Below are 20,052 nucleotides of genomic sequence, written 5' to 3'. Positions count from 1 at the left end.
GTTGGCCCTTGAGCAGGGGCCATTATGTTGTGGCAGGAATTCTGATCAAGCCTGGGGTATTGTACGATCCTGTATTTTTTTATTCATACCCAGAACAAATATTTCGACGCTTTCACTCCTTGAACTTTGAGGTTTAATAATATGAACCTGTTGATACTGTTTCTGAAAATCAATTTTTAACTGCTGAAAATGCTGTCCCTGAAAATATTTAACGAGTAAATTCCCCCCGTTTTTCAGATAAATATCCGCCACCCGTAGCGCATGAACACACAAATCATACGATCGTTGGTTGTCTACATTTTTAATTCCTGTCGTTTTGGGCGCCATATCGCTTAAAATCAAATCGAAGGGTTCCTTAAAAAATGTTCCATCCAGTGGAATCTCAAAAATATCCTGTTGAAGTACCTGAACATTGTCAGGCAATTTTACGGTCACAGGCTGAAGATCAAGTCCCACAATATTTCCATTGCCTTTCAACCGTCCGGAAACATATTGTAGCCAGGAACCCGGACAACAGCCCAGATCAAGAATGCGTTGGCCGCCTTTGAGCAACCTGTGTTTTTTTTCAATTTCTTCCAGTTTATATGCGGAACGTGCCACATAGCCATCCTGTTTCGCTTTATGAAAATAGTGATCTTTTACTTTTTTCAAGAGATCTCCTGCATTAAACCTTCATCGGCGAGACTGCAATATTGATCACGGCCGATAATCACATGATCAAGCAGGGGAATTCCAACGATTTTGCCGGTATCCTGCAATCGTCGTGTGATTTGAATGTCTTCAGGTGACGGGCGTGGATCACCCGAGGGATGATTATGAATCGCAATGATTGCCGCCGCCCTGTGTTCAATGGCTGACGCAAAAACCTCCCGTGGATGCACCAGGCTTTTGTTGAGCAATCCTTGCGTGATTTGGCAATCCGTCAAATATTGATGTTTGTTGTCCAGAAGAATCACCAGAAACACTTCCTGTTTTAATTCTCTCAACCTGTGCTGAAAATGCCGGAACACATCAACACTGGATTGAAAAGCCTTGCCGGGAACAAGTTTGTGCTCATTGTAGCGTTTACACAATTCCAGCAGAATTGTCAGTTTTCCGGTCAGTTTCAAGGAATCCCGTGCCAATAAAAATAATTCTCGGGGTGTTTTCTGGTCAAGATGTCGTAGCAGAGAATCTGTGTCCGGTTCGACACCCAGGCTGTCAATAACAATAGACGCTTCCGGTATTATTTCTATCAGCAATTCTGCTGTTGATTTATTGTGTAGATCTGTCTTCGTTCTTGATGCGGTTTCCGTTGAATTAGATATTTTCTGCACAAAAAACAGGCACTCCTGATTAAGCGGACAGCATTCACAGTTGGGAATATCCTCACAAATTGAAGGAACACCAAGAGGCTTCAATTCACCGGAAAACGCACCTGACAGGAGGTCTGCGCTGACAATATCCATCGTTGCTTCCTCCGTACATGTTTTCATCCACAAATCAGGAGTTCCATCATGCTGATTTTTGCCATGTTTGAACCGTTGCCAACACCGATTTCCCTTCAAACTGGCGACGATCGGGATATTCCATGACTGGAGAAAACTGAAACCAGCCCAGGCCTGTGACGGTGTCCAGATTTGTATCCACAGGGATTGCATTTCGGCTGTTCCTAACTTGTGCGACTGTAGTTCTGTCGCACGAATGATCTGAATAAATTTTATCAGGGATGTTCCGATCAGTTCCTGCTGAGATGCCTTCAGATGCGTCAGAATCCTAGTTTTTGACAAGATCTGTTCCGACCTGAAATAATGCGGGTTGATGGTGTCCAGCACCCCATAAACGGGTTGCAATTCTCTTCGGGAAGAGGAAGGACGCCAGGGGATGCCCAGTAAGGGAAGCAGTGTGTTCAGAAAATCATGGGAAAATTCCTGCCGTGGAATTTGATACAAGGCTGGTTCATTGACAATAAACTGGCGAATCTCTTCATAAGCGGGACTGTTTTGATAGTAATCCCTGATTATGGAAAAAAATTTGGAACTCATGCGTTATTCCATGAGTTCCGCACTGGCTCTAATAAAAAATTTGACCTGTTCGACAGTATCCATGAGCGAATAGAGTTGTTCCCGATCAAACTCAATCGCATCCGCAATACCGTGAATAAGAAGTTCTTCACTTTCGTCCAGATCTTCATCGCCCATGACAATTTCAAGGATGTAACGCATGATATCCCGTTTGATTTCCTCGTCAAAATACACTTTGGGCAATTGATTCAGTGGTATGTCAACAGCATCCTGCTTGATTCGACTCAATGCCTGCTGGTCAGAATCCACCAGTTCAAAGACATCGTTCAAATAGGGAATTTCCCTGTAATGCACTTTGCCATCCGCATAGACACATTTTAAAATAATAATGGCCAACCATCGTTTTTCATCCGGTTGCAACTCTTCAAGCAGTTGATTGAAAAATTCAATTTTAACTTTTCTCAGAGTGGAATTGATCAGTTTGTGAACTCTCAGCATATCAATGTTCAGCGCCGATCCTGCCTGATTGATATATTTGATTTCACTCGGACTGATTTCATGGTCACAGGCACAAATTTCCAACACCCCCTTGAAAACTCGTTCTGCCATTCTGGGATCAATATTGATGGCCTCAATTTCAGGAATCTCACCATTGCGGATAATGTCTCTGATGATCAGCAGGGCCTGGGGTTCATCTTTCATCATGCTGAAGAGGTTTTCCAGATAGACATGTTCATTCCGGTGAACCACACCATCGGCAATGATACTTCCGCCGATTATTTTAGCAATCCACTGTTTTGTGGGAAGGGGGAATTCTGCACCATCCTCCGAGCGCATTTCGAAAATTTTTCGTATCATATCCATATCATCCACAGGAATTTACTAAGAATTTGGCTTTAACCTTTTAGAAATAGTGGTAACAAACTCTGAATTAATTGACAACTGTTTGTTTTTTAATATCACATTTCCTTTTATAGCGAGAAATCTGTGCAGCATTTCGGTTCCGATTTGTTAGAACTTGTGGGCAATACCCCGTTACTTCGACTAAAAAAATATTGTCCTGCCGGCAACCTGTTTGCCAAGGCTGAATGGTACAATCCCGGGCGCTCCGTTAAAGACAGGGCGGCCTATAACATGATCAGTGAAGCGCTCAAATCCGGAGAACTGGTTCCCGGAAAAATTATAATGGACGCGACTTCGGGCAACACTGGCATTGCCTACGCCATGATTGGAGCGGCTCTCGATTATCGGGTCAAGCTTTGCATGCCCTCGAATGTAACTCCGTCCCGACAAAAGATAATCAAATTTTATGGTGCGGAACTGATCTTGACCGACCCTCAAAAATCTTCCGATGGTGCGATTGAAAAATCGCTGAAACTTTACGAAAAAAATCCTGAAATTTATTATTTTCCCAATCAATATTGTAATGATAACAACTGGAAGGCGCATTTCAAAAGCACAGGCCCTGAAATTTACCAGCAAACCAAGGGGCAAGTCACCCATTTTCTTGCGGGATTGGGCACCTCAGGAACTTTCATGGGAACAAGCCGATATTTGAAGACACAAAATTCAGCCATTCAGGTTATTGAAGTTCAGCCAGATTCACCGTTTCACGGACTGGAAGGCATGAAACACATGGAAAGCTCCATTGTCCCGGCGTTTTATGATGAGAACTTTGCTGACAGAAAAATGACTGTCCGCACCGAAGACGCATACCGCAGTGTCAAACGACTGGCCCGGGAGGAAGGTATTCTGGTTGGTATTTCTTGCGGAGCGGCGCTGGATGCGGCCTATCGTGTGGCCATGGAAAATCCGGAGCATGTGGTTGTGACTATTTTTCCGGACAATGGCGATAAATATCTGGAAGAACGTTTCTGGGAAGATTATTAAATATATTCAAGTTTCGTCCGCATGGATGAAGGGTCTTTCTCCAAGGAGCAAAGACTGGTACGCCCCCACCCTTTTTTTCATTATTAACAGGAGTCATTATGGCAGTTATTGAAATCCCTTCCGCTTTACAGAAATACACGGACAGTCACGATGAAATTGAAGTGAGTGCGTCCACCGTTGAAGAAGCCTTCAACCTACTGTGTCAAAAACATAGTGCGTTGAAACAGCATCTGTATGATGAGAATGGTAAAATCCGAAGCTTTATCAATGTTTATGTCAATGATGAGGACATTCGCTATGCTTCTAATCTCCAAACTAAAGTTACTGAAGGCGATAGCATCCAGATTGTTCCTTCCATTGCCGGAGGAAACTGATTCAAAATCCGCCTTGTGCGGATTTTGTTGAGCCTCAATTCCAGCATCAACCATCAGCCTTATGCTGAAATATGTCGATACAACGTGGTCCAGTCATCATTTCAGTAGGTTCAGGAAAAGGCGGTGTCGGTAAAACCTTCATCCTGTCTAATCTGGCCTATCTGCTGGCCAAGGGCGGGTTGAGGGTCACTCTGGTTGATCTTGATCTCGGCGGATCAGACCTGCAAATCATGTTTGGACTGTACAAAACCCGCCAATCCCTCTCTGATTTTTTATCCGGTCAGGTCAGTTCTCTTCAAGCTCTTGAGATCCAGTTACTGGATATCCCCAGACTCAATCTGATTCCCGGCATCAGCAAAACGCTGGCAACCACTCAATTGTCATTTGTTGACAGGGTTCGCATTTGCCAGGCCCTGACCACTCTCAAGTCCGATGTGGTGCTGGTGGATATTGGTGCTGGAGCACACAGCGATATTCTTGATTTTTATTTGGAAGGACAGATCCAGATCATCATCGGGACCCCTGAGCCGACCTCCATTTTTGACCTTTCCCGCTTTGTGAAAATGGCAACTGTGCATTATGTTTCCAGATTTTTTATCCAAAATGATCTGATTCATCATGATTTGCAGAACATGGAGTTTGAAACAGTCAAGAATCTGCTGGAATATACTGGAAAACTTGATCCTGAAACCAGAAAACTCGCACTCCAGGTGATGAAGGCACACCGGCCATACCTGATCATCAATCAAAGCTCATCTCAAAACATAAAACTGACTGAAGCCTTAAAAAACTTTATCCGGCAGATCAATGGGAAAGAGGACATTCTGGGGATGATTCCCCAGGATAACACCGTTCAGGATGCAATCCGGCGAGCTAAACCCATGCATATGATTTACGCGGGCCATCCTGTGACGCAGGCCCTGGTAACCATAGCCGGAAAACTTCAGGCATTGATTAAAATCAGTAAAACAAAAACACCCTCCGCAGAGGATTTCAAACTATATCAGTATCAAAACGTGCTAACACCTGATTCGGAAACGAAGTCTGAATCACTGGATGATTTTCTGGAATTGGCCACCAATCCGTTTGAGACACAATCCACTGAATCACGCCAAGCGAATCCAGTCATTCAAACTGCTGAGACAATCATCACGCCATCTGTATCTGCTTTGCGTGAAACTCCAAAAATGGACAATGCGGCAACGCTCGTTCCACCCCTGGAAAAAATCAGGAAAAAGATGACCATACCCACAGAAGCTGAACTGCCGGATCTTGATTTAAGTCGCTGGAAGGAACCTGAAGGATTCAAGCCTGTGGATATTATCGGTGTTCTGCCCACTTTTATCAGAGAAGGGTTATGACAACAACGCAACTAAGAATGGGATTCATCGAATATCTCAACACACTACCCGTGTATTATGGAATCAAATCGGGAAAAATCACACTGCCATGCCAGTTGATTCATGGAAATCCTGTCTCGCTGAATCAAAAAATCCATCAGGATGAACTGGATATATCAGTGATCTCCTCCTTTGAATACGCTCTGAATCCTTCACGGTATTATGTTTTTCCTGATTTAAGTATCAGTGCGGACGGACCTGTGAATTCGATTTACCTGTTCAGCAATTATCCACTGGATCAGATTCAGGGAAAGATCTACCTGACTTCAGAATCATACACATCGGTTCAACTGGCACGGTATCTGCTGAAAGAACATGAGGAGTCATTGACTTTTATTGAAGGCAATCGGCCCCCTTCGAGTGAGCTGGATGGAGAACTTCTCATAGGAGATTCGGCCATCAGGAAATATTACTATCCCGAATTCCGCTATGCCTATGATCTTTCTGATTTATGGAAACAAAAGACAGGTTTGCCCTTTGTGTTTGCGTTGTGGGTGGTTCGGCGAACGGTTTATCAGGAGTTCCCGGAAATCGTGGATCACATCGCGAAGACTTTGCTTGTATCCAGAGAACTTTCCCGACAGCATTATCAGGAGATTGCCGAGACATATTTCTCTGGAATTTTCCCCACTGTGAACGATTGCCTGTTCTATCTGGAAAATCTCCGCTATGAATTGTCCGATCGCTTCCAAAAGGGATTTCATCACTTCCAGCAATGCTGTGTTGATATGGGTCGCCTCAATAATGTCTCGCCCTTATTCTTTATTGAGTCCCGAAATAACTGAGCAACATTGAGTTACTCAGAGCTATCCTCTTCTCCCTCAGAACTTAATTTCAAACCAGAAGAACTCCTGTCTTCAATCATTTTATTCATTCTGGATTGCAGTTCCTCAACTGAGGAACGGTTTTCCGCGGAAATAATTTTACTGAGCAACACCACAGCTCTTTTCAAATGCTCCAGAATATTGGCACTGGGAATCATTCGGTTGAACTCAAAAATCAGGATGGCGTATTCTTCAACACACGCCTGATCAATAAAGTCTTTGGGGTTATCCGGAAGTTTTCCAACAGCATTGGTGATGCTGGTCATGGCTTTTTTAATTTCTGACTTTGCCGACTGGTGCAGTTTATCCGGATTCACTTCTCCGCTGGGTGATTTTTTTTCTTTCATGAAACCGGCCTCAGCGATCAAGGCATTGATCCGGTAGATTTTAGCCTGATAAATAAAGCCAATCGGGCGAGTGGGAAATTTGCCTCTGGCAATATTGGTCAGTTCCAGGATCTTGTCTTCCAATGGTGGCAGAACAGCGGTTCCTTTCAACACTTCATTGATTTCATGAGCCGGATCTTTTTTGGTTGCGGCCGCTTGTTTTTTAAGCTCCTCTTCTGTGGCCGTCATCAACTGGGTAAGATCAAAATTCAGATCGTTGGCCACCCGTCTGTTAGGAAGAATTCTCAGGCAGTCATTGATAAAGTTGATGCATTCTACCCGTTCCTTGTATTGTTTTCTCAAGATCTGACCTTCAGGTTTTCCAGGGCCGAAATCATCCATGCGGGCCATCAACTTTTTGCCCTCTTCAGTGATATCAATCTTGAGTTTGGTGAGATAGTTTTTCTGGGCAATCAAGGCGAAATTGATACAATCAGACGTGATTTTACCCAGTGAAAGGCAAAATAAGGCATTGATATACACTTCCTTCAGCGTATCTCGTGTGACAGTTGTCTCTTGCCGTACATAAGGTGAAATCAGATCCAGTCTGGCCTGCATGTTCAGCGGGTCTTTGGTCAGGATCGCGACCCGGCTTTTGCCCATGGCGCTGTTATTTCCAACAGATTCACCTGTCACCGCTTTGTTTACGTTTTTCTTTTTAAGCAGATTTCCTAAAAATCCGGAATTTGTATTATGTGCTGCGTCCAGACGACTTTTGACTTCAACCGCGATCTTGTCAAAGATGTCCACAGTGATCAGATTTTCAAGGTTAACGCCAATTTTCTTTGCCAGATTATCAACTGCCATAATCTCCTTTTTAAAATATTGCCCCAGATGATTCAATTGGTCACTGGTATTGGGTATCAAATAATTGTTTTGATGTCTACCCTATATATTTTTTATAGAGTTCAGTTGGAATGAAGTCATTTAATGTAGAAACACGCCATTCCAGTTTGGTCCCGGAGGATGATCCATCAACCATCGGCAACGTTCAATATACATCGGGAACAGTGAATCTTCCGGGCAGTTCCGGTTGCAATCCTCAAACATTTGCAACGCTGACTCAAATTCCTGTTCGCCATACAATTGAATTGCTTTCTCATACGTATTGAGTGTGAAAATTTTAATTTTTTTTATGTCAACAGGATCATCTTCAAACAACTCAAACAATTTTACAGGTTTTTCTTTTCCACGGACGATCACCTTGTCCACACTGCGGACCAACCAGAACGCAGAATCTGTGAGTGAAGCATAGGTATATTCGCTCAATAAAACTTTTGTATGAAACGTTCGATTCATCCCTTCAATGCGAGAAGCCAGATTCACCGCGTCGCCAATAACCGTTCCTTCAATTCTTTGAGGTTCGCCGATGGTTCCCAGCATGAGTTTTCCAGAATTAATCCCGGTGCTGATTTCTACGGGAACCAAACCCCGGTTGTGACGATGCTGATTCCAATTTTTCAAGGCGGCTCTCATGGCCAGAACCGCCTGAACCGCATCATCCGCCCCGCCTGGAAACAAGGCCATGATAGCGTCGCCGATGTATTTGTCAATAAACCCATGATGTCTATGAATTTCCGGTGCCATCATGGCCAGATAGGAATTAAGAAACATGAAATTTTCCCGGGGTGTCATTCCCTCCGACATGCTGGTGAAAGATCGGATATCGGTAAAAACAATGGTGACATCCATTTCAATACAATCGCCAAGCCATACATTCACAATGCTCTCGCGGCCCAGAAGCCTGAGAAATTCTTCAGGCACAAACCGTTGGTAAGCTTCATTCAGAGTCTGAAGTTCCTCGATTTTATACTGGACAGCCTGTCGCATCTGATCAAAACTGCGTGCCAGACTTCCAATCTCATCTCTTCCACTGATGTTGATCTCAACTTCATAATTGCCATGAGCAATGCGGTTGGCAACTTTTTTAAGCTTGATGATCGGACTTGAGAACTGTTCAGCAACCCAGAACGCCATGAGTGCTCCCAGACACAGGCCCAACACACCGATGCCTGTCAATTCCATGGTGTACTGACCAATTTGCTGGTGAATCCACAGCAAATCCAGCCCCAGGGCAATTTCTCCGATCTTGACTTTATTCAGTTTGACCGGTTGGGACATTGCCAGAACAGGCAACTCTTTCAACGATTTGATATAATATTCCAGATCCCCTTCCTGTTTGAAGTCATTGAATATCTCTTCATCCGGAAGTTTTGCCCCCAACTCTTCAGCGATCATACCGGCTTTGGCCCGAATGATCCTGTTTCGGTCAATAATGACAGCATACCGCAGGCCTTCAATGTTCACAGCGTTTTTTAGCAAGGTGTTCAAGGTGAGGACATCATCATTCAAGAGCGGTTCTTTGGCATTTTCCGTATAATGATTCAGCAGGAGTTTTCCGTTGCGCAGGGTCTGATCATAATATTCTCCATAAATTCGATGCAATAGCACCCACCCCAGAATGAATCCTGTGATCACGACAACCAGAGTGACCATGATCAGTAATTGAAACCGGATAGATATTCTGATTTTGCTGAATAAAAACTCTCTGGGCCAAGTGAGCAGAAATTTCATAAATGGATTGCCAGTGATCAGGAACACGCCAAACAATGAATGGAAGAACAATCCCCTCCGGGTTCTAAAAACTTGTTGCTGTAAATTTTCTGGTGACGGCAACCGATTCAAGCCATCGCACGGTGTCATTCCGTGCTTGACACGGAATCCATCGGCGCACTCCTGGATCCCCGTTTTCACGGGGATGACATCGTGGAGGGCCACAGGATTTCATCACCAAATTATTTACAGCAGGAAAAACTTTGTTATGAGGGATGGCATCCTAGAAAATATTTTAGTATATTCCAAGTTGTTTTCCATTTTATAAGCCTGACCACGGATTCTGCTTAAAAATGTGCTGAACAATTGACATTTATCCCTGAATTCCCTCATAAAAGAAGATCGCATATTTGTTTTCAGAGCACAGACTCCGGGGCAAATAAAACACCTCCATATAGTTTTGAATCTCATGAAAATCGTCACACACCAACAGGAGCATTTATGAAAATTGAAGTTTCAGGATTTGCCAATGGCTCACCAATTCCCGGTAAATTCGCGTTTTGTGTCAAGGATCCGAAAAATCATGTCGCAATGTCAGACAATCTGAATCCCGGAGTCCATTGGTCCGAAATTCCTGCGGGAACTAAATCATTTCTGCTCATTCTGGTGGACAAGGATGTTCCATCTCAGGGAGACAAAGTGAACAAGGAAGGAATGACCGTTCCAGCAGACCTTCCCCGTGTTGATTTTTATCACTGGGTTCTGGCCGATATCCCGCTCAATATCACTGAAATCTCGGAAGGTGCTGTGTCAAATGGCATCACGGCCCGTGGAAAAAACACTGGCAAAACGCCCTATGGGGTCTGTGGATTTAACGATTACACGGGCTGGTTTACCGGAGACAATGATATGGAAGGTGTGTATGGCGGTTATGACGGCCCATGCCCGCCATGGAACGATGAACGCCTTCATCATTACACTTTTCGTGTGTATGCGCTGGATGTCACTTCCCTCGGATTGTCTGGGGCCTTCAATGGACAAACCGCAGAAAAAGCGACCAAGGGCCATGTTCTGGAAATTGCGGAGTGGCATGGAACTTACACGCTCAATCCTCAGGTCGGTTGATATATTGACCTTAGATGTTCGGGCGACCGGCGGGTCGCCCCTACGGAATTCAAATCTATATTTTTATTGCAAAATTTGTTCGCGCGATCGGCGGAATTGTTGTACGGGCGACCGGCGGGTCGCCCCTACGGAATTCAAATCTATATTTTTATTGCAGAATTTGTTCGGGCGATCGGCGGAATTGTTGTACGGGCGACCGGCGGGTCGCCCCTACGGAATTCAAATCTATATTTTTATTGCAAAATTTGTTCGCGTGATCGGCGGAATTGTTGTACGGGCGACCGGCGGGTCGCCCCTACGGGATTCAAATCCATGCTTTCTTTTTGGAAGGCGTGTGCCAGCGTTTCCAGACTTCCTGAATGATTTCTTTCAGACTGGGATGGGGAATTCTGGAAGGACCGTCTTTGAGAATGGTGACATGTGAACTGACACATTCTGCCAGTGCGTTCAACGAATATCCGCCTTCCAGCACACTCACCAGTTTTCCTCCTGCATATTGATCCGCGATTTTTTTCATGGCAACCGTAAACGTGTCAAAACAATGCCGACTGAGGTTTATGTTGGCCAGTGGATCATCCTTGTGGGCATCAAACCCCGCTGAAATCATGACAAAATCGGGTTTATACTCATGAAAAGCCGGCAACAGGCGCGTTTCAAATTTTTCGAGATACGCCACATCCTCTGAATGCGGTGGCATGGGACAATTGAGTGTATATCCCAACCCCGGTCCCTTGCCCTGCTCAATTTCATAGCCTGTTCCCGGATAGCATGTTTTGGGGTCCTGATGGATGCTGGCATAAAACACATCGGATCGTTCTTCAAACAAGTGCTGGGTGCCATTGCCATGATGCACATCAAAATCAAAAATCAACACCCGTTTGAAGCCCAGTTGGCTGACCAGAAATTCTGCTCCCAGGGCCACATTGTTAAAAAAACAGAAACCCATTGCCTTGTTCCGTTCCGCATGATGACCGGGTGGACGTACCGCGCAAAAAGCGTTATCGAGATGATTGGCCGCAACTTCGGTCACAGCGTCAATCACACACCCTACCGCATGGCAGGCCGCTTCATAGGTGTTTTCTGAAATAGTACAGTCCTCACTGCCAAACCATTTCTGTCCCCACCAGGTTGCGGAGGCGAATTGTTCAATATAGTGGGGCGCATGCAGCAGGGCGATTTCCCAGCGTTCAGCTTTTCTCGCTTTTCTGAGTTCAAAGCCTTTGAGTCCCGGATCCTGTTTCAGTCGTTCTTCCACACTGGTAAGACGCATGGCTCGTTCCGGATGGTATAATCCTGTTTCATGTCGCAAAAACACAGAATCCAGATACAAGCCTGTTTTCACAAAAATCTCCGATCAGGATAAATTGTTGCTGTAAATTTTCTGGTGACGGCAACCGCTTCAAGTCCTCGCACGGTGTCATTCCGTGCTTGACACGGAATCCATCGGCGCACTCCTGGATCCCCGTTTTCACGGGGATGACATCGTGGCGGGCCACAGGATTTCATCACCAAATTATTTACAGCAGGGATAAATTCTGATATTCAGGCATCAGGCGCACCACCACATCATGCCGTGAAATGATGCCCAGAATTTCCTGGTCCGCATTCACCACCGGAAAACTCCGTGCTTGAGATTCAACAATCATCTGAAGCACTCTGCTCAACGGTTGGGAGGGCGACACTGTCAAGGGATCAGCGTTATAAATATGGGCGGTTGTTTTATCCAGCAAACGCTCATAATGCGGAACAGGGCTGAGATTGGAAAAGATAAACGCTCTTAAAAAGTCATATTCACTCACCACCCCTAAAAGATGCTTTCCTTCAAGGACAGGTAGCATATGAAAACCTGTTTCCTCAAAAATTTGTCCAATTTCTTTCAATGAAGTTTCAAGGGTGATTCCTCGAACATCTGTCGTCATGGCAGACTCGACAGTCAGGCTGATAAATCTGTGCATTTCGCTCCTTGGATTTTTTTGATATGAACATTGTCTTGAAGGGGATTAGACTGAAAGACAGTATCAATTGCCTTTAGGCGTTAGTGTGATGTTTTTTCCGTTTGTTGAATCCATCCATCAATCGCCATTAACACATTCTCAATATTTTCTTTAACAGTATGATCATGAAATCGAAGAATATGTAACCCGAAAGATTCCAGGTGTTTCTGTCGTCTCATATCGGAGTTGTATTTTTCGTCATGACTCCATCCATCAATTTCAATGACGAGATTCAATGGTTTACAATAAAAATCAACAATGTATTGATCCAATGGTTTTTGACGATTAAAGGTATAACCTCGCATTTGTCTGGATTTCAGGCGACTCCACAACAACACTTCGGAAAGAGTACTGTTTTTTCTTAGTTCCTTTGCGAACTCTTTGAGTTTGGGGTTATAAGGAATAATGTTTTTTCCCATGAGGCGATTGCCTGAAATAATGGACAGAGTATCGATTCCCCCTTGGTTCAAGGGGGTTAGGGGGATGTGGTTCTGAGCCTTACATCCCCCAACCCCCTTCAAAGGGGGAATAAGTTGTCACTTCCAGAATAATTTAATTTTCAAAGGAACATTTTATTGTCGCTTTCAGAATAAATCCCCCTTTGAAGGGGGGTGGGGGATGTGACAATAAATCATGAGCATGAATCGGACTACATCACCATTTCAGCATCAGCGCCGGAGAGTCCGGAAACCATGCTGAGTTCATCCACTGAGAAGACGCGGTCGATATCCAGAAGAATCAGGAAGCCCTCGTTGTGTTTGCCCATGCCCTTGATGAACTCCGTATCCAGTTTTGTGCCAATCTTCGGCGGTGGCTGGATTTGTGACGGTTCGATTTCCATCACTTCCTTGACCGAATCCACCATGGCCCCAATGATGGTTCGTTCTTTTCCGATCAGGATTTCCACAATGATGATGCAGGTGTTGACCGTCATTTCGGTCTGATGCAGACCAAATTTCATCCGCATGTCGATCACCGGCACAACACTGCCGCGCAAATTGATCACTCCGCACATAAATCCCGGCATTTGCGGAACTTTGGTGATACTGGTCACTTCCAGCACTTCCCTGACCTTGCCAATCTCCAGAGCGAATTCCTCACTGTCCAGAACAAACGTCAGGTATTGTGTTTGTGTTATATCTTCAGTCATAATCCTCTCCTTAGAAGCGCTCAAATTCGTGATCATCCGTGTCATCATGCAGATTCAGTTGAATTCCACTACCCTTGCTACCGCCAGTCTCCGCGGGTGGCGCCGCCTTGTGTGTTTTAGCCGGAATGGCAAGCGGTTTTGATTTGGGAGGAATATGCGCAATCTGCGTTTGAGGTTTTTTAGCGACGGTTTTGGCCGCGGGCTTTCTGGACCCGCGTTCATCCAGTCTGAAAAAGGACATGGCTTCCTGAAGTTGAACTGCCTGAGAAGACAATTCTTCAGCGGTGGAGGCCATTTGTTCCGACGCCGAAGCGTTTTGCTGAACCACACGGTCCAACTGCTGAATCGCCTGATTGATTTGTTCCGCCCCAGAGCGTTGTTCATTGCTGGAAGCGTTGATTTCCTGGACCAGTTCCGCTGTTTTCTGAATGTCTGGCACCAATTGAGTCAGCATTTCACCAGCCTGTTCTGAAATCGCTGTGCTGGATTGTGACAGTTTGGTGATTTCTCCTGCCGCGGACTGACTGCGTTCCGCCAGTTTTCTGACTTCCGAAGCGACCACCGCGAAACCTTTTCCGTGCTCACCGGCCCGCGCCGCTTCAATGGCCGCGTTCAAGGCCAGCAGGTTGGTTTGGCGTGCGATTTCTTCAATGATGGAAATTTTGCTGGCGATTTCTTTCATGGCGCCCACCGCTTTGGTCACGGCATTTCCACTTTCCAGAGCATCAGTCGAAGCTTTGGTGGCAATTTTATCAGTTTGTTGGGCATTGTCAGCGTTTTGCTGAATGTTGGCACTCATCTGCTCCATGGAGGAAGAGACTTCTTCCACAGACGCGGCCTGCTCCGTGGCTCCCTGAGACAGTCCCTGTGCTGAACTACTGAGTTCCTGACTGCCTGAAGACACATTATCGGAAGCGGATTTGACTGTCCCCACAATATCTTTCAACTGGGTTGCCATTTCACGCATCGCGTCAGCCAGTTGTCCGATTTCATCGCCCTGATGCACATCCAGTTGTGTGGTCAGATCCCCTTTGGACAAATCGGTGGCAAATTTGACACCGGCAAAGATGGGCACAGTGACCAGACGGGTCAGGAAGATCGCGATCAGCAGGCCAATGATGACCGCAACCACCAGACCGATGATGACTGTGCTGGCGGCGGATTTCAGGTTGGCATAGGCTTCATCAGCAATGTTATTGGTTTCATGAATCCCGGCATCGGAGGTCGAGGAAGCGGCACCGATCACCTTGATTCCTTCCTGCATCATGCTGTCTCGCAGTTCATCCACTTTGACCATGGCCACCAGCAATTCCTGCATAGCTTTTTTGTATTCAGCGCCTGATTTGCGGATATTGGCGATTTGCCGGATGTTTTCCGTATTTCTGGTGATGGGGTCCAGTTTGCGCAGTTCGTCTTCGATCTTGTCGAAATTCCCCATGACATTGGTGATCAGCGTTTCATTGTCCATCAGTTGCCCATTGGCGTTCGCCAGCCGGACAGCGTTCCCCAGATCAATGACATTGTTGATATGAATGTTTTTCCGGATACGTTCCGTCACATCGTTCATGTCGTTTTTGTTAGCGGAGGCAAAGGCCGCCGTGTTCTGGGTTTCCAGATAGTCGTTGCAGTTTTTCATGAAATCCGCGGCGGCGGCATCCTGCCGGGTTCTGACTTCGAGGATGGTATTGATGGCTTTTTCAGCGTCGTTCATGCCGTTTTCATAATTTTTGGTTTCATTGTAGGCGGTCGTTGCCTGTTCCCTGAGTTTGACCAGGTAGGTTTCTTTCCTCGCAAGTTCCTGGGCCTCATCCAGATTCTTGAACACCAGACTGATGTTGTCTCTGGCTTTTTTCAGATATTCCGGGTTAAAACCCAGCAGGTATTCCCGCATGGTGATACGTGTCTGCCAGGCGTTTCGTTCCACCTGATTGGCCACCGCAACTTCGGGCGCATAACCATCCGCCAGCACCTGCGCGCGATCCACTACCGAGTTCATGTTCCACACCGCCACGCCTCCGAGTGCTACGGAAAGCATGATCACCATTCCAAATCCCAAGCCTATCTTGAGTCCCAATTTCATGTTTTTCAGCATAATTTCTCCATTCAATTAAGTGAGGTTGAGTACACAATATGTGGTATGACAAACCTTATGCGGGATTGTCAAGGGATCATTTCTATTTTTTTTTGAAAAAATTAAATAATTCAATCTTTGCGTTACCGGCATTGAATCAATTATTTTTTTATGTTAAAAATCTCACACCTTCAAACGTAAGGGCGACCCGCCGGTCGCCCCTACATGATTCACACCATCAAAAAGGAACCGCATGACAATAAATTATAAAACACTCCAATGGTGGCTGGTCTGGATCAAAACGATTTTTGTGACAATCAGGGTGTCCATCCTCACCATCATCAACTCCTGGAAAGTTCCCATTGACCGTGAGACCAATGACCGGAGGGTCCGGCAATGGGCGCAAAGCATTCTTGATTTTGTACGGTTGACTTATACCGTGTATGGCTCTGTGAACTATGAACCGGGAAAGTCTTATATCATCATGAGCAACCACGCCTCTCATTTTGACATTCCGTTGTTGTTTGTGGCCTTGCCTGGAAGCATCAGGATGATGGCCAAAAAAGAATTGTTCAGCATTCCTATTTGGGGACGCGGGATGTATGCCGGTGAAATCATTCCGATTGACCGAAAAAACAGAGAGCAAGCCAGGAAAGATTTAGAATATGCCAGCGGAAAAATGAAGGCTGGGATCATCGTCTGGGTTGCGCCTGAAGGCACCCGTACCCGTTCAGGCAAACTCCAGAAATTCAAAAAAGGTGGGTTTATTCTGGCCTTGCAGACTGGAGCCACCATCATTCCGGTCGGAATACGTGGTTGTCGGGAGGTGTGGCCGGCAAAATCCATCAATGTGGAAACTGATCGTCATGTTGAAGTCCACATCGGAACGCCGGTGGATGCCTCGCAATACACAATTGAACAGCGAAATGATCTGGTGGATGTAGTATTCAAACAAATCAGGGAACTGGCCGATCTGGAGGCCGAATGATGTCCTGGCAAATCATGTAGAGACGGGTTTCAAACACGTCTCTACGGATTATTGGCAGGAAAAATCTTCAAACAGCATGATGCCATCCGTCTCTTTGGGGTTGGGATAAATCATCTGATTTTTACAATCTACCACGTAATCAATTTGTTCAAACACCAGTTGCCCCAGAATTAACGGAGCATCTTCCGGTTTGGCAAGACATTGGGTATAGGCTTTGCGGTCACCGATATACACCATCAAGCCCCCGTAAAGTTTGGTGGGGTGTTTCTCTCCTCGAGACGTGGTGATATTGACATCTCTCTCAAAAGGTAATCCCAGTTGATCCACCAACGATTGAGGCAAACTCACCGCGACAGCACCAGTATCGGCGATCATCTCCAGTCTTAACTCACGAACTTTGGAGCCGAAGCCTTCTGTCAGAAGAATTTCATCCCGTTGATTCCTCAAAAGAACATTTTTCACCACCACTTTTCCCATAAATGCCTTTCCTTTCTTTATTTTTTTTCTCATTCTGTCATCTGGAAATTTATTCCGTCTATCCCCTGTCAGAAGCGTAGCGTCATCCCTTGCAAAAGAACAATTCTTTTGTCAAAGCTCAGGATCATCGCTCCTGTTTTATTCATTCTCATTTCACGGGTTTTTATGACTTCAGCATCTCCCAAAACTTTTCTTCTCAAGGATTACGCCCCGCCCGCCTGGCTCGTGGATACCATTGATCTGGTGTTTGATTTACGGGAAGACGCCACCCTTGTTACCTCAACCATGAAGATGAACCGTAATCCTGAAACCCGCTCAACTTCACGAGCCCTGGTTCTCGATGGCCGACAGATGGAACTGGTCTCGCTCAGGCTGAATGAACTGGAACTTCCCCCTGAGGCCTATGTGGTGGATGAGGAAACCATGACCATTGCCACCGTTCCAGATTCCTTTGTACTGACCATCCAGAGCCGGATCCATCCGGAAATCAATCATTCGCTGGAAGGCTTGTATCAATCCAATTCCATGTTCTGTACCCAATGCGAAGCCGAAGGTTTCCGGCGAATTACCTGGTTCCCTGATCGTCCGGATGTGATGGCGTTGTTTTCCACAACCATCGAGGCTGACGCGCAAAAATATCCTGTTCTGCTGTCAAACGGAAATTGTGTGAACCATGAGAATCTGCCTGATAACCGGCATCGTGTGACCTGGAACGATCCGTTCCGCAAACCTTGCTATCTGTTCGCGCTGGTCGCCGGAGATCTGGGATGTGTCAAGGACCGGTTTGTCACCCGTTCAGGCCGGGAAGTCGCCCTGGAAATTTATGTGGAACAGGAAAATCTGGATCAGTGTGACCATGCGATGCGATCCTTGAAACAAGCCATGAAATGGGATGAAGACACCTTTGGTCTGGAATATGATCTGGATAGTTACATGATTGTCGCCGTGAGCCATTTCAATATGGGCGCCATGGAAAACAAGGGACTGAACGTGTTCAACTGCAAATATGTGCTGGCAAAACCCGAAACTGCCACCGATGAGGATTATATCGCCATCCAGTCTGTCATCGGCCATGAATATTTTCATAACTGGACCGGCAACCGTGTGACCTGCCGGGACTGGTTTCAGCTCAGTCTGAAGGAAGGCCTCACCGTGTTCCGTGATCAGGAATTCACACTGGCGATGACAGGTTCCGCGGTCAAACGGATTCAGGATGTCAATCTTCTGCGAAATCATCAGTTCAGGGAAGATTCCGGTCCGATGGCGCATCCAGTTCGTCCGGAATCATACATGGAAATCAACAATTTCTACACTGTCACCGTGTATAACAAAGGTGCGGAAGTGATCCGCATGATGTCCAACATGCTCGGCAGGGAGGGCTTCCGCAAGGGCATGGATCTATACTTCCAACGGCATGACGGCCAGGCTGTGACAACCGATGATTTTGTAAAAGCGATGGAAGACGCCAATCAGCTCCGGCTGGATCAGTTCCGCTTATGGTACAGTCGGGCGGGAACCCCCCGAATCACCGCAAAAGGGCAATACAACGCGAAACGGCAGACCTATGTTTTGAACGTCACTCAGTATTGTCCACCGACACCGGGACAAAGCAACAAACCGCCCATGCATATTCCCATGACCACAGCCCTGCTTGATTCCACCGGCAAGGAAATTCCGCTGATACTGGAACATGAATCCGCCGGGGATGGCGCAACCACCCGGACCCTGCATCTGACTCAGGCCAAGGAAACTTTTTGTTTCAGGCAGGTTCCGTCACAGCCTGTTCCCTCATTGTTTCGAGGCTTTTCCGCTCCAGTCAGACTGCTTGATGATTATTCTGATCAGGATCTTGAATTTCTGATTCAGCACGAACAGGACGGCTTCAACCGTTGGGAAGCCTGCCAGCAATGGATGATCAGGCACATTCTGAAACTGGTGGACAAGGTTCAGCATGGTATCGCGTTGAACCTGGACCCGTCATTTGCTGAAAACATCCGGAAACTGTTGAATTCCGCTACAGAAAGGTCGTTGTTGTCACAAATGCTTACCCTGCCGTCTGAAACCTATCTTGGCGATCAGATGCTGGTTCCTGATATTCCAGCCGTCCATCAAGTACGACTGTTTCTGGGGAAAACTGTTGCGGAAGCCCTGGAACAGGATTGGTTGCGAGCGTATGAATCCCATGCGGACACCGGAGCTTATTCACTCGATCAGCAGGCCATGAGCCGTCGTGAATTCAGAAACCTGTGTCTGTCCTGGCTCGGTCGGATCGAAACACAAAAAATCCGCGATCTGGCATTGATTCAATACAGGAACAGCCGGGGGATGACCGATCGACTTGCCGCGCTGAAAACGCTCAACCACATTGATTGTGTAGAGCGAGACACGGCCTTGAAACATTTTTATGAGACCTACCGGCATGACAGTCTGGTGATTGACAAATGGCTGGCCGTTCAAGCCCTGTCGGATCTGTCGTCAACGCCGATGGACGTGAGAAAACTTTTGGAACATCCCTCTTTTGAATGGACCAATCCCAACAAAGTCCGGGCGTTGATCGGAACGTTCTGCAACCTCAACCCCTTTCATTTTCATGTGGAAACCGGAAAATCATATGAATTTCTGGGGGACGCGATCCTGAAAATCGAGGAATTCAATCCGCAAATCGCGTCACGCATGGTGACTCCGCTGACCCAATGGCGTCGTCATGAACCGGTTCGTCAGCAATTGATGAAGGAGCAACTGGAGCGCATTCTGAAAAAGCAACCGCTGTCACCGGATGTGTATGAAACCGTCTCAAAATCGTTGGGATAAATCAGG

Annotated in this window: 18 protein-coding genes; 7 read left to right on the top strand and 11 right to left on the bottom strand. The window is 46.2% G+C overall.

The features are described from left to right. Positions 1-45 precede the first annotated feature (45 nt). Genes HQM11_04620 through HQM11_04610 form a run of 3 tightly spaced genes read right to left on the bottom strand, consistent with a single transcriptional unit; the run spans position 46 to position 2,861 of the window. Positions 46-651 (bottom strand): RlmE family RNA methyltransferase, encoded by a 606-nt coding sequence (locus HQM11_04620; protein ID MBF0350288.1) that lies wholly within the window; start codon positions 649-651, stop codon positions 46-48. Beyond that, complete coding sequence (gene radC / locus HQM11_04615) at positions 648-2,024, bottom strand: DNA repair protein RadC (GenBank protein MBF0350287.1); 1,377 nt, start codon at positions 2,022-2,024, stop codon at positions 648-650. The genes HQM11_04620 and radC overlap by 4 nt, the downstream gene beginning before the upstream one ends. A gap of 3 nt (positions 2,025-2,027) precedes the next feature. After that, the gene (locus HQM11_04610) at positions 2,028-2,861 is read right to left on the bottom strand and encodes a TerB family tellurite resistance protein (protein MBF0350286.1); all 834 of its coding nucleotides are present in this window, start codon (positions 2,859-2,861) and stop codon (positions 2,028-2,030) included. Positions 2,862-2,990: 129 nt separating this feature from the next. Between HQM11_04610 and HQM11_04605 the strand changes: the two genes are divergently transcribed. The 4 genes from HQM11_04605 to HQM11_04590 all read left to right on the top strand — a co-directional run bounded on the left by HQM11_04605 (position 2,991) and on the right by HQM11_04590 (position 6,452). Further along, positions 2,991-3,893 (top strand): PLP-dependent cysteine synthase family protein, encoded by a 903-nt coding sequence (locus HQM11_04605; protein MBF0350285.1) that lies wholly within the window; start codon positions 2,991-2,993, stop codon positions 3,891-3,893. 95 nt (positions 3,894-3,988) lie between these two features. Beyond that, positions 3,989-4,267 carry a MoaD/ThiS family protein gene (locus HQM11_04600; protein MBF0350284.1) on the top strand — a complete coding sequence of 93 codons (279 nt, stop codon included), beginning with the start codon at positions 3,989-3,991 and terminating at the stop codon, positions 4,265-4,267. 71 nt (positions 4,268-4,338) lie between these two features. After that, on the top strand, positions 4,339-5,628 hold the full coding sequence (locus HQM11_04595) for a P-loop NTPase (GenBank protein MBF0350283.1): 1,290 nt from the start codon (positions 4,339-4,341) through the stop codon (positions 5,626-5,628). Further along, a complete protein-coding gene (locus HQM11_04590) occupies positions 5,625-6,452 on the top strand; it encodes a menaquinone biosynthesis protein (GenBank protein MBF0350282.1) in 828 nt (275 codons plus the stop codon). The genes HQM11_04595 and HQM11_04590 overlap by 4 nt, the downstream gene beginning before the upstream one ends. A gap of 11 nt (positions 6,453-6,463) precedes the next feature. On the opposite strand, the gene HQM11_04585 is transcribed toward HQM11_04590, so the two are convergent. Together HQM11_04585 and HQM11_04580 are read right to left on the bottom strand one after the other, a co-directional pair. After that, positions 6,464-7,684 carry a hypothetical protein gene (locus HQM11_04585; GenBank protein ID MBF0350281.1) on the bottom strand — a complete coding sequence of 407 codons (1,221 nt, stop codon included), beginning with the start codon at positions 7,682-7,684 and terminating at the stop codon, positions 6,464-6,466. Positions 7,685-7,804: 120 nt separating this feature from the next. Next, positions 7,805-9,580 (bottom strand): HAMP domain-containing protein, encoded by a 1,776-nt coding sequence (locus HQM11_04580; protein ID MBF0350280.1) that lies wholly within the window; start codon positions 9,578-9,580, stop codon positions 7,805-7,807. A 351-nt stretch (positions 9,581-9,931) separates the two neighbouring features. Between HQM11_04580 and HQM11_04575 the strand changes: the two genes are divergently transcribed. Further along, on the top strand, positions 9,932-10,555 hold the full coding sequence (locus HQM11_04575) for a YbhB/YbcL family Raf kinase inhibitor-like protein (protein ID MBF0350279.1): 624 nt from the start codon (positions 9,932-9,934) through the stop codon (positions 10,553-10,555). A 304-nt stretch (positions 10,556-10,859) separates the two neighbouring features. On the opposite strand, the gene HQM11_04570 is transcribed toward HQM11_04575, so the two are convergent. The 5 genes from HQM11_04570 to HQM11_04550 all read right to left on the bottom strand — a co-directional run bounded on the left by HQM11_04570 (position 10,860) and on the right by HQM11_04550 (position 15,788). Further along, positions 10,860-11,897, bottom strand: coding sequence for a histone deacetylase (locus tag HQM11_04570; GenBank protein MBF0350278.1), 1,038 nt, complete (start codon positions 11,895-11,897; stop codon positions 10,860-10,862). Positions 11,898-12,072: 175 nt separating this feature from the next. Continuing rightward, positions 12,073-12,510 carry a CBS domain-containing protein gene (locus tag HQM11_04565; GenBank protein MBF0350277.1) on the bottom strand — a complete coding sequence of 146 codons (438 nt, stop codon included), beginning with the start codon at positions 12,508-12,510 and terminating at the stop codon, positions 12,073-12,075. 80 nt (positions 12,511-12,590) lie between these two features. Beyond that, a complete protein-coding gene (locus HQM11_04560; protein MBF0350276.1) occupies positions 12,591-12,968 on the bottom strand; it encodes an endonuclease domain-containing protein in 378 nt (125 codons plus the stop codon). A 230-nt stretch (positions 12,969-13,198) separates the two neighbouring features. Continuing rightward, a complete protein-coding gene (locus HQM11_04555; protein ID MBF0350275.1) occupies positions 13,199-13,702 on the bottom strand; it encodes a purine-binding chemotaxis protein CheW in 504 nt (167 codons plus the stop codon). Positions 13,703-13,709: 7 nt separating this feature from the next. After that, the gene (locus HQM11_04550) at positions 13,710-15,788 is read right to left on the bottom strand and encodes a HAMP domain-containing protein (protein ID MBF0350274.1); all 2,079 of its coding nucleotides are present in this window, start codon (positions 15,786-15,788) and stop codon (positions 13,710-13,712) included. A 235-nt stretch (positions 15,789-16,023) separates the two neighbouring features. On the opposite strand from HQM11_04550, the gene HQM11_04545 reads away from it, so the two are divergent. Then, positions 16,024-16,758 (top strand): 1-acyl-sn-glycerol-3-phosphate acyltransferase, encoded by a 735-nt coding sequence (locus HQM11_04545; GenBank protein MBF0350273.1) that lies wholly within the window; start codon positions 16,024-16,026, stop codon positions 16,756-16,758. 48 nt (positions 16,759-16,806) lie between these two features. Here HQM11_04545 and HQM11_04540 read toward each other — a convergent pair whose 3' ends face one another. Beyond that, positions 16,807-17,235, bottom strand: coding sequence for a hypothetical protein (locus tag HQM11_04540; protein MBF0350272.1), 429 nt, complete (start codon positions 17,233-17,235; stop codon positions 16,807-16,809). A 165-nt stretch (positions 17,236-17,400) separates the two neighbouring features. Here HQM11_04540 and pepN point away from each other — a divergent pair, with 165 nt between their 5' ends. After that, a complete protein-coding gene (pepN, locus tag HQM11_04535; GenBank protein MBF0350271.1) occupies positions 17,401-20,046 on the top strand; it encodes an aminopeptidase N in 2,646 nt (881 codons plus the stop codon). Positions 20,047-20,052: the final 6 nt, after the last annotated feature.

It is taken from the genome of SAR324 cluster bacterium (assembly GCA_015232315.1).
Classification (GTDB): domain Bacteria; phylum SAR324; class SAR324; order SAR324; family NAC60-12; genus JADFZZ01.
Note: the sequence above shows the minus strand (reverse complement) of the source record. Positions and strands in the feature narration are given on the sequence as shown.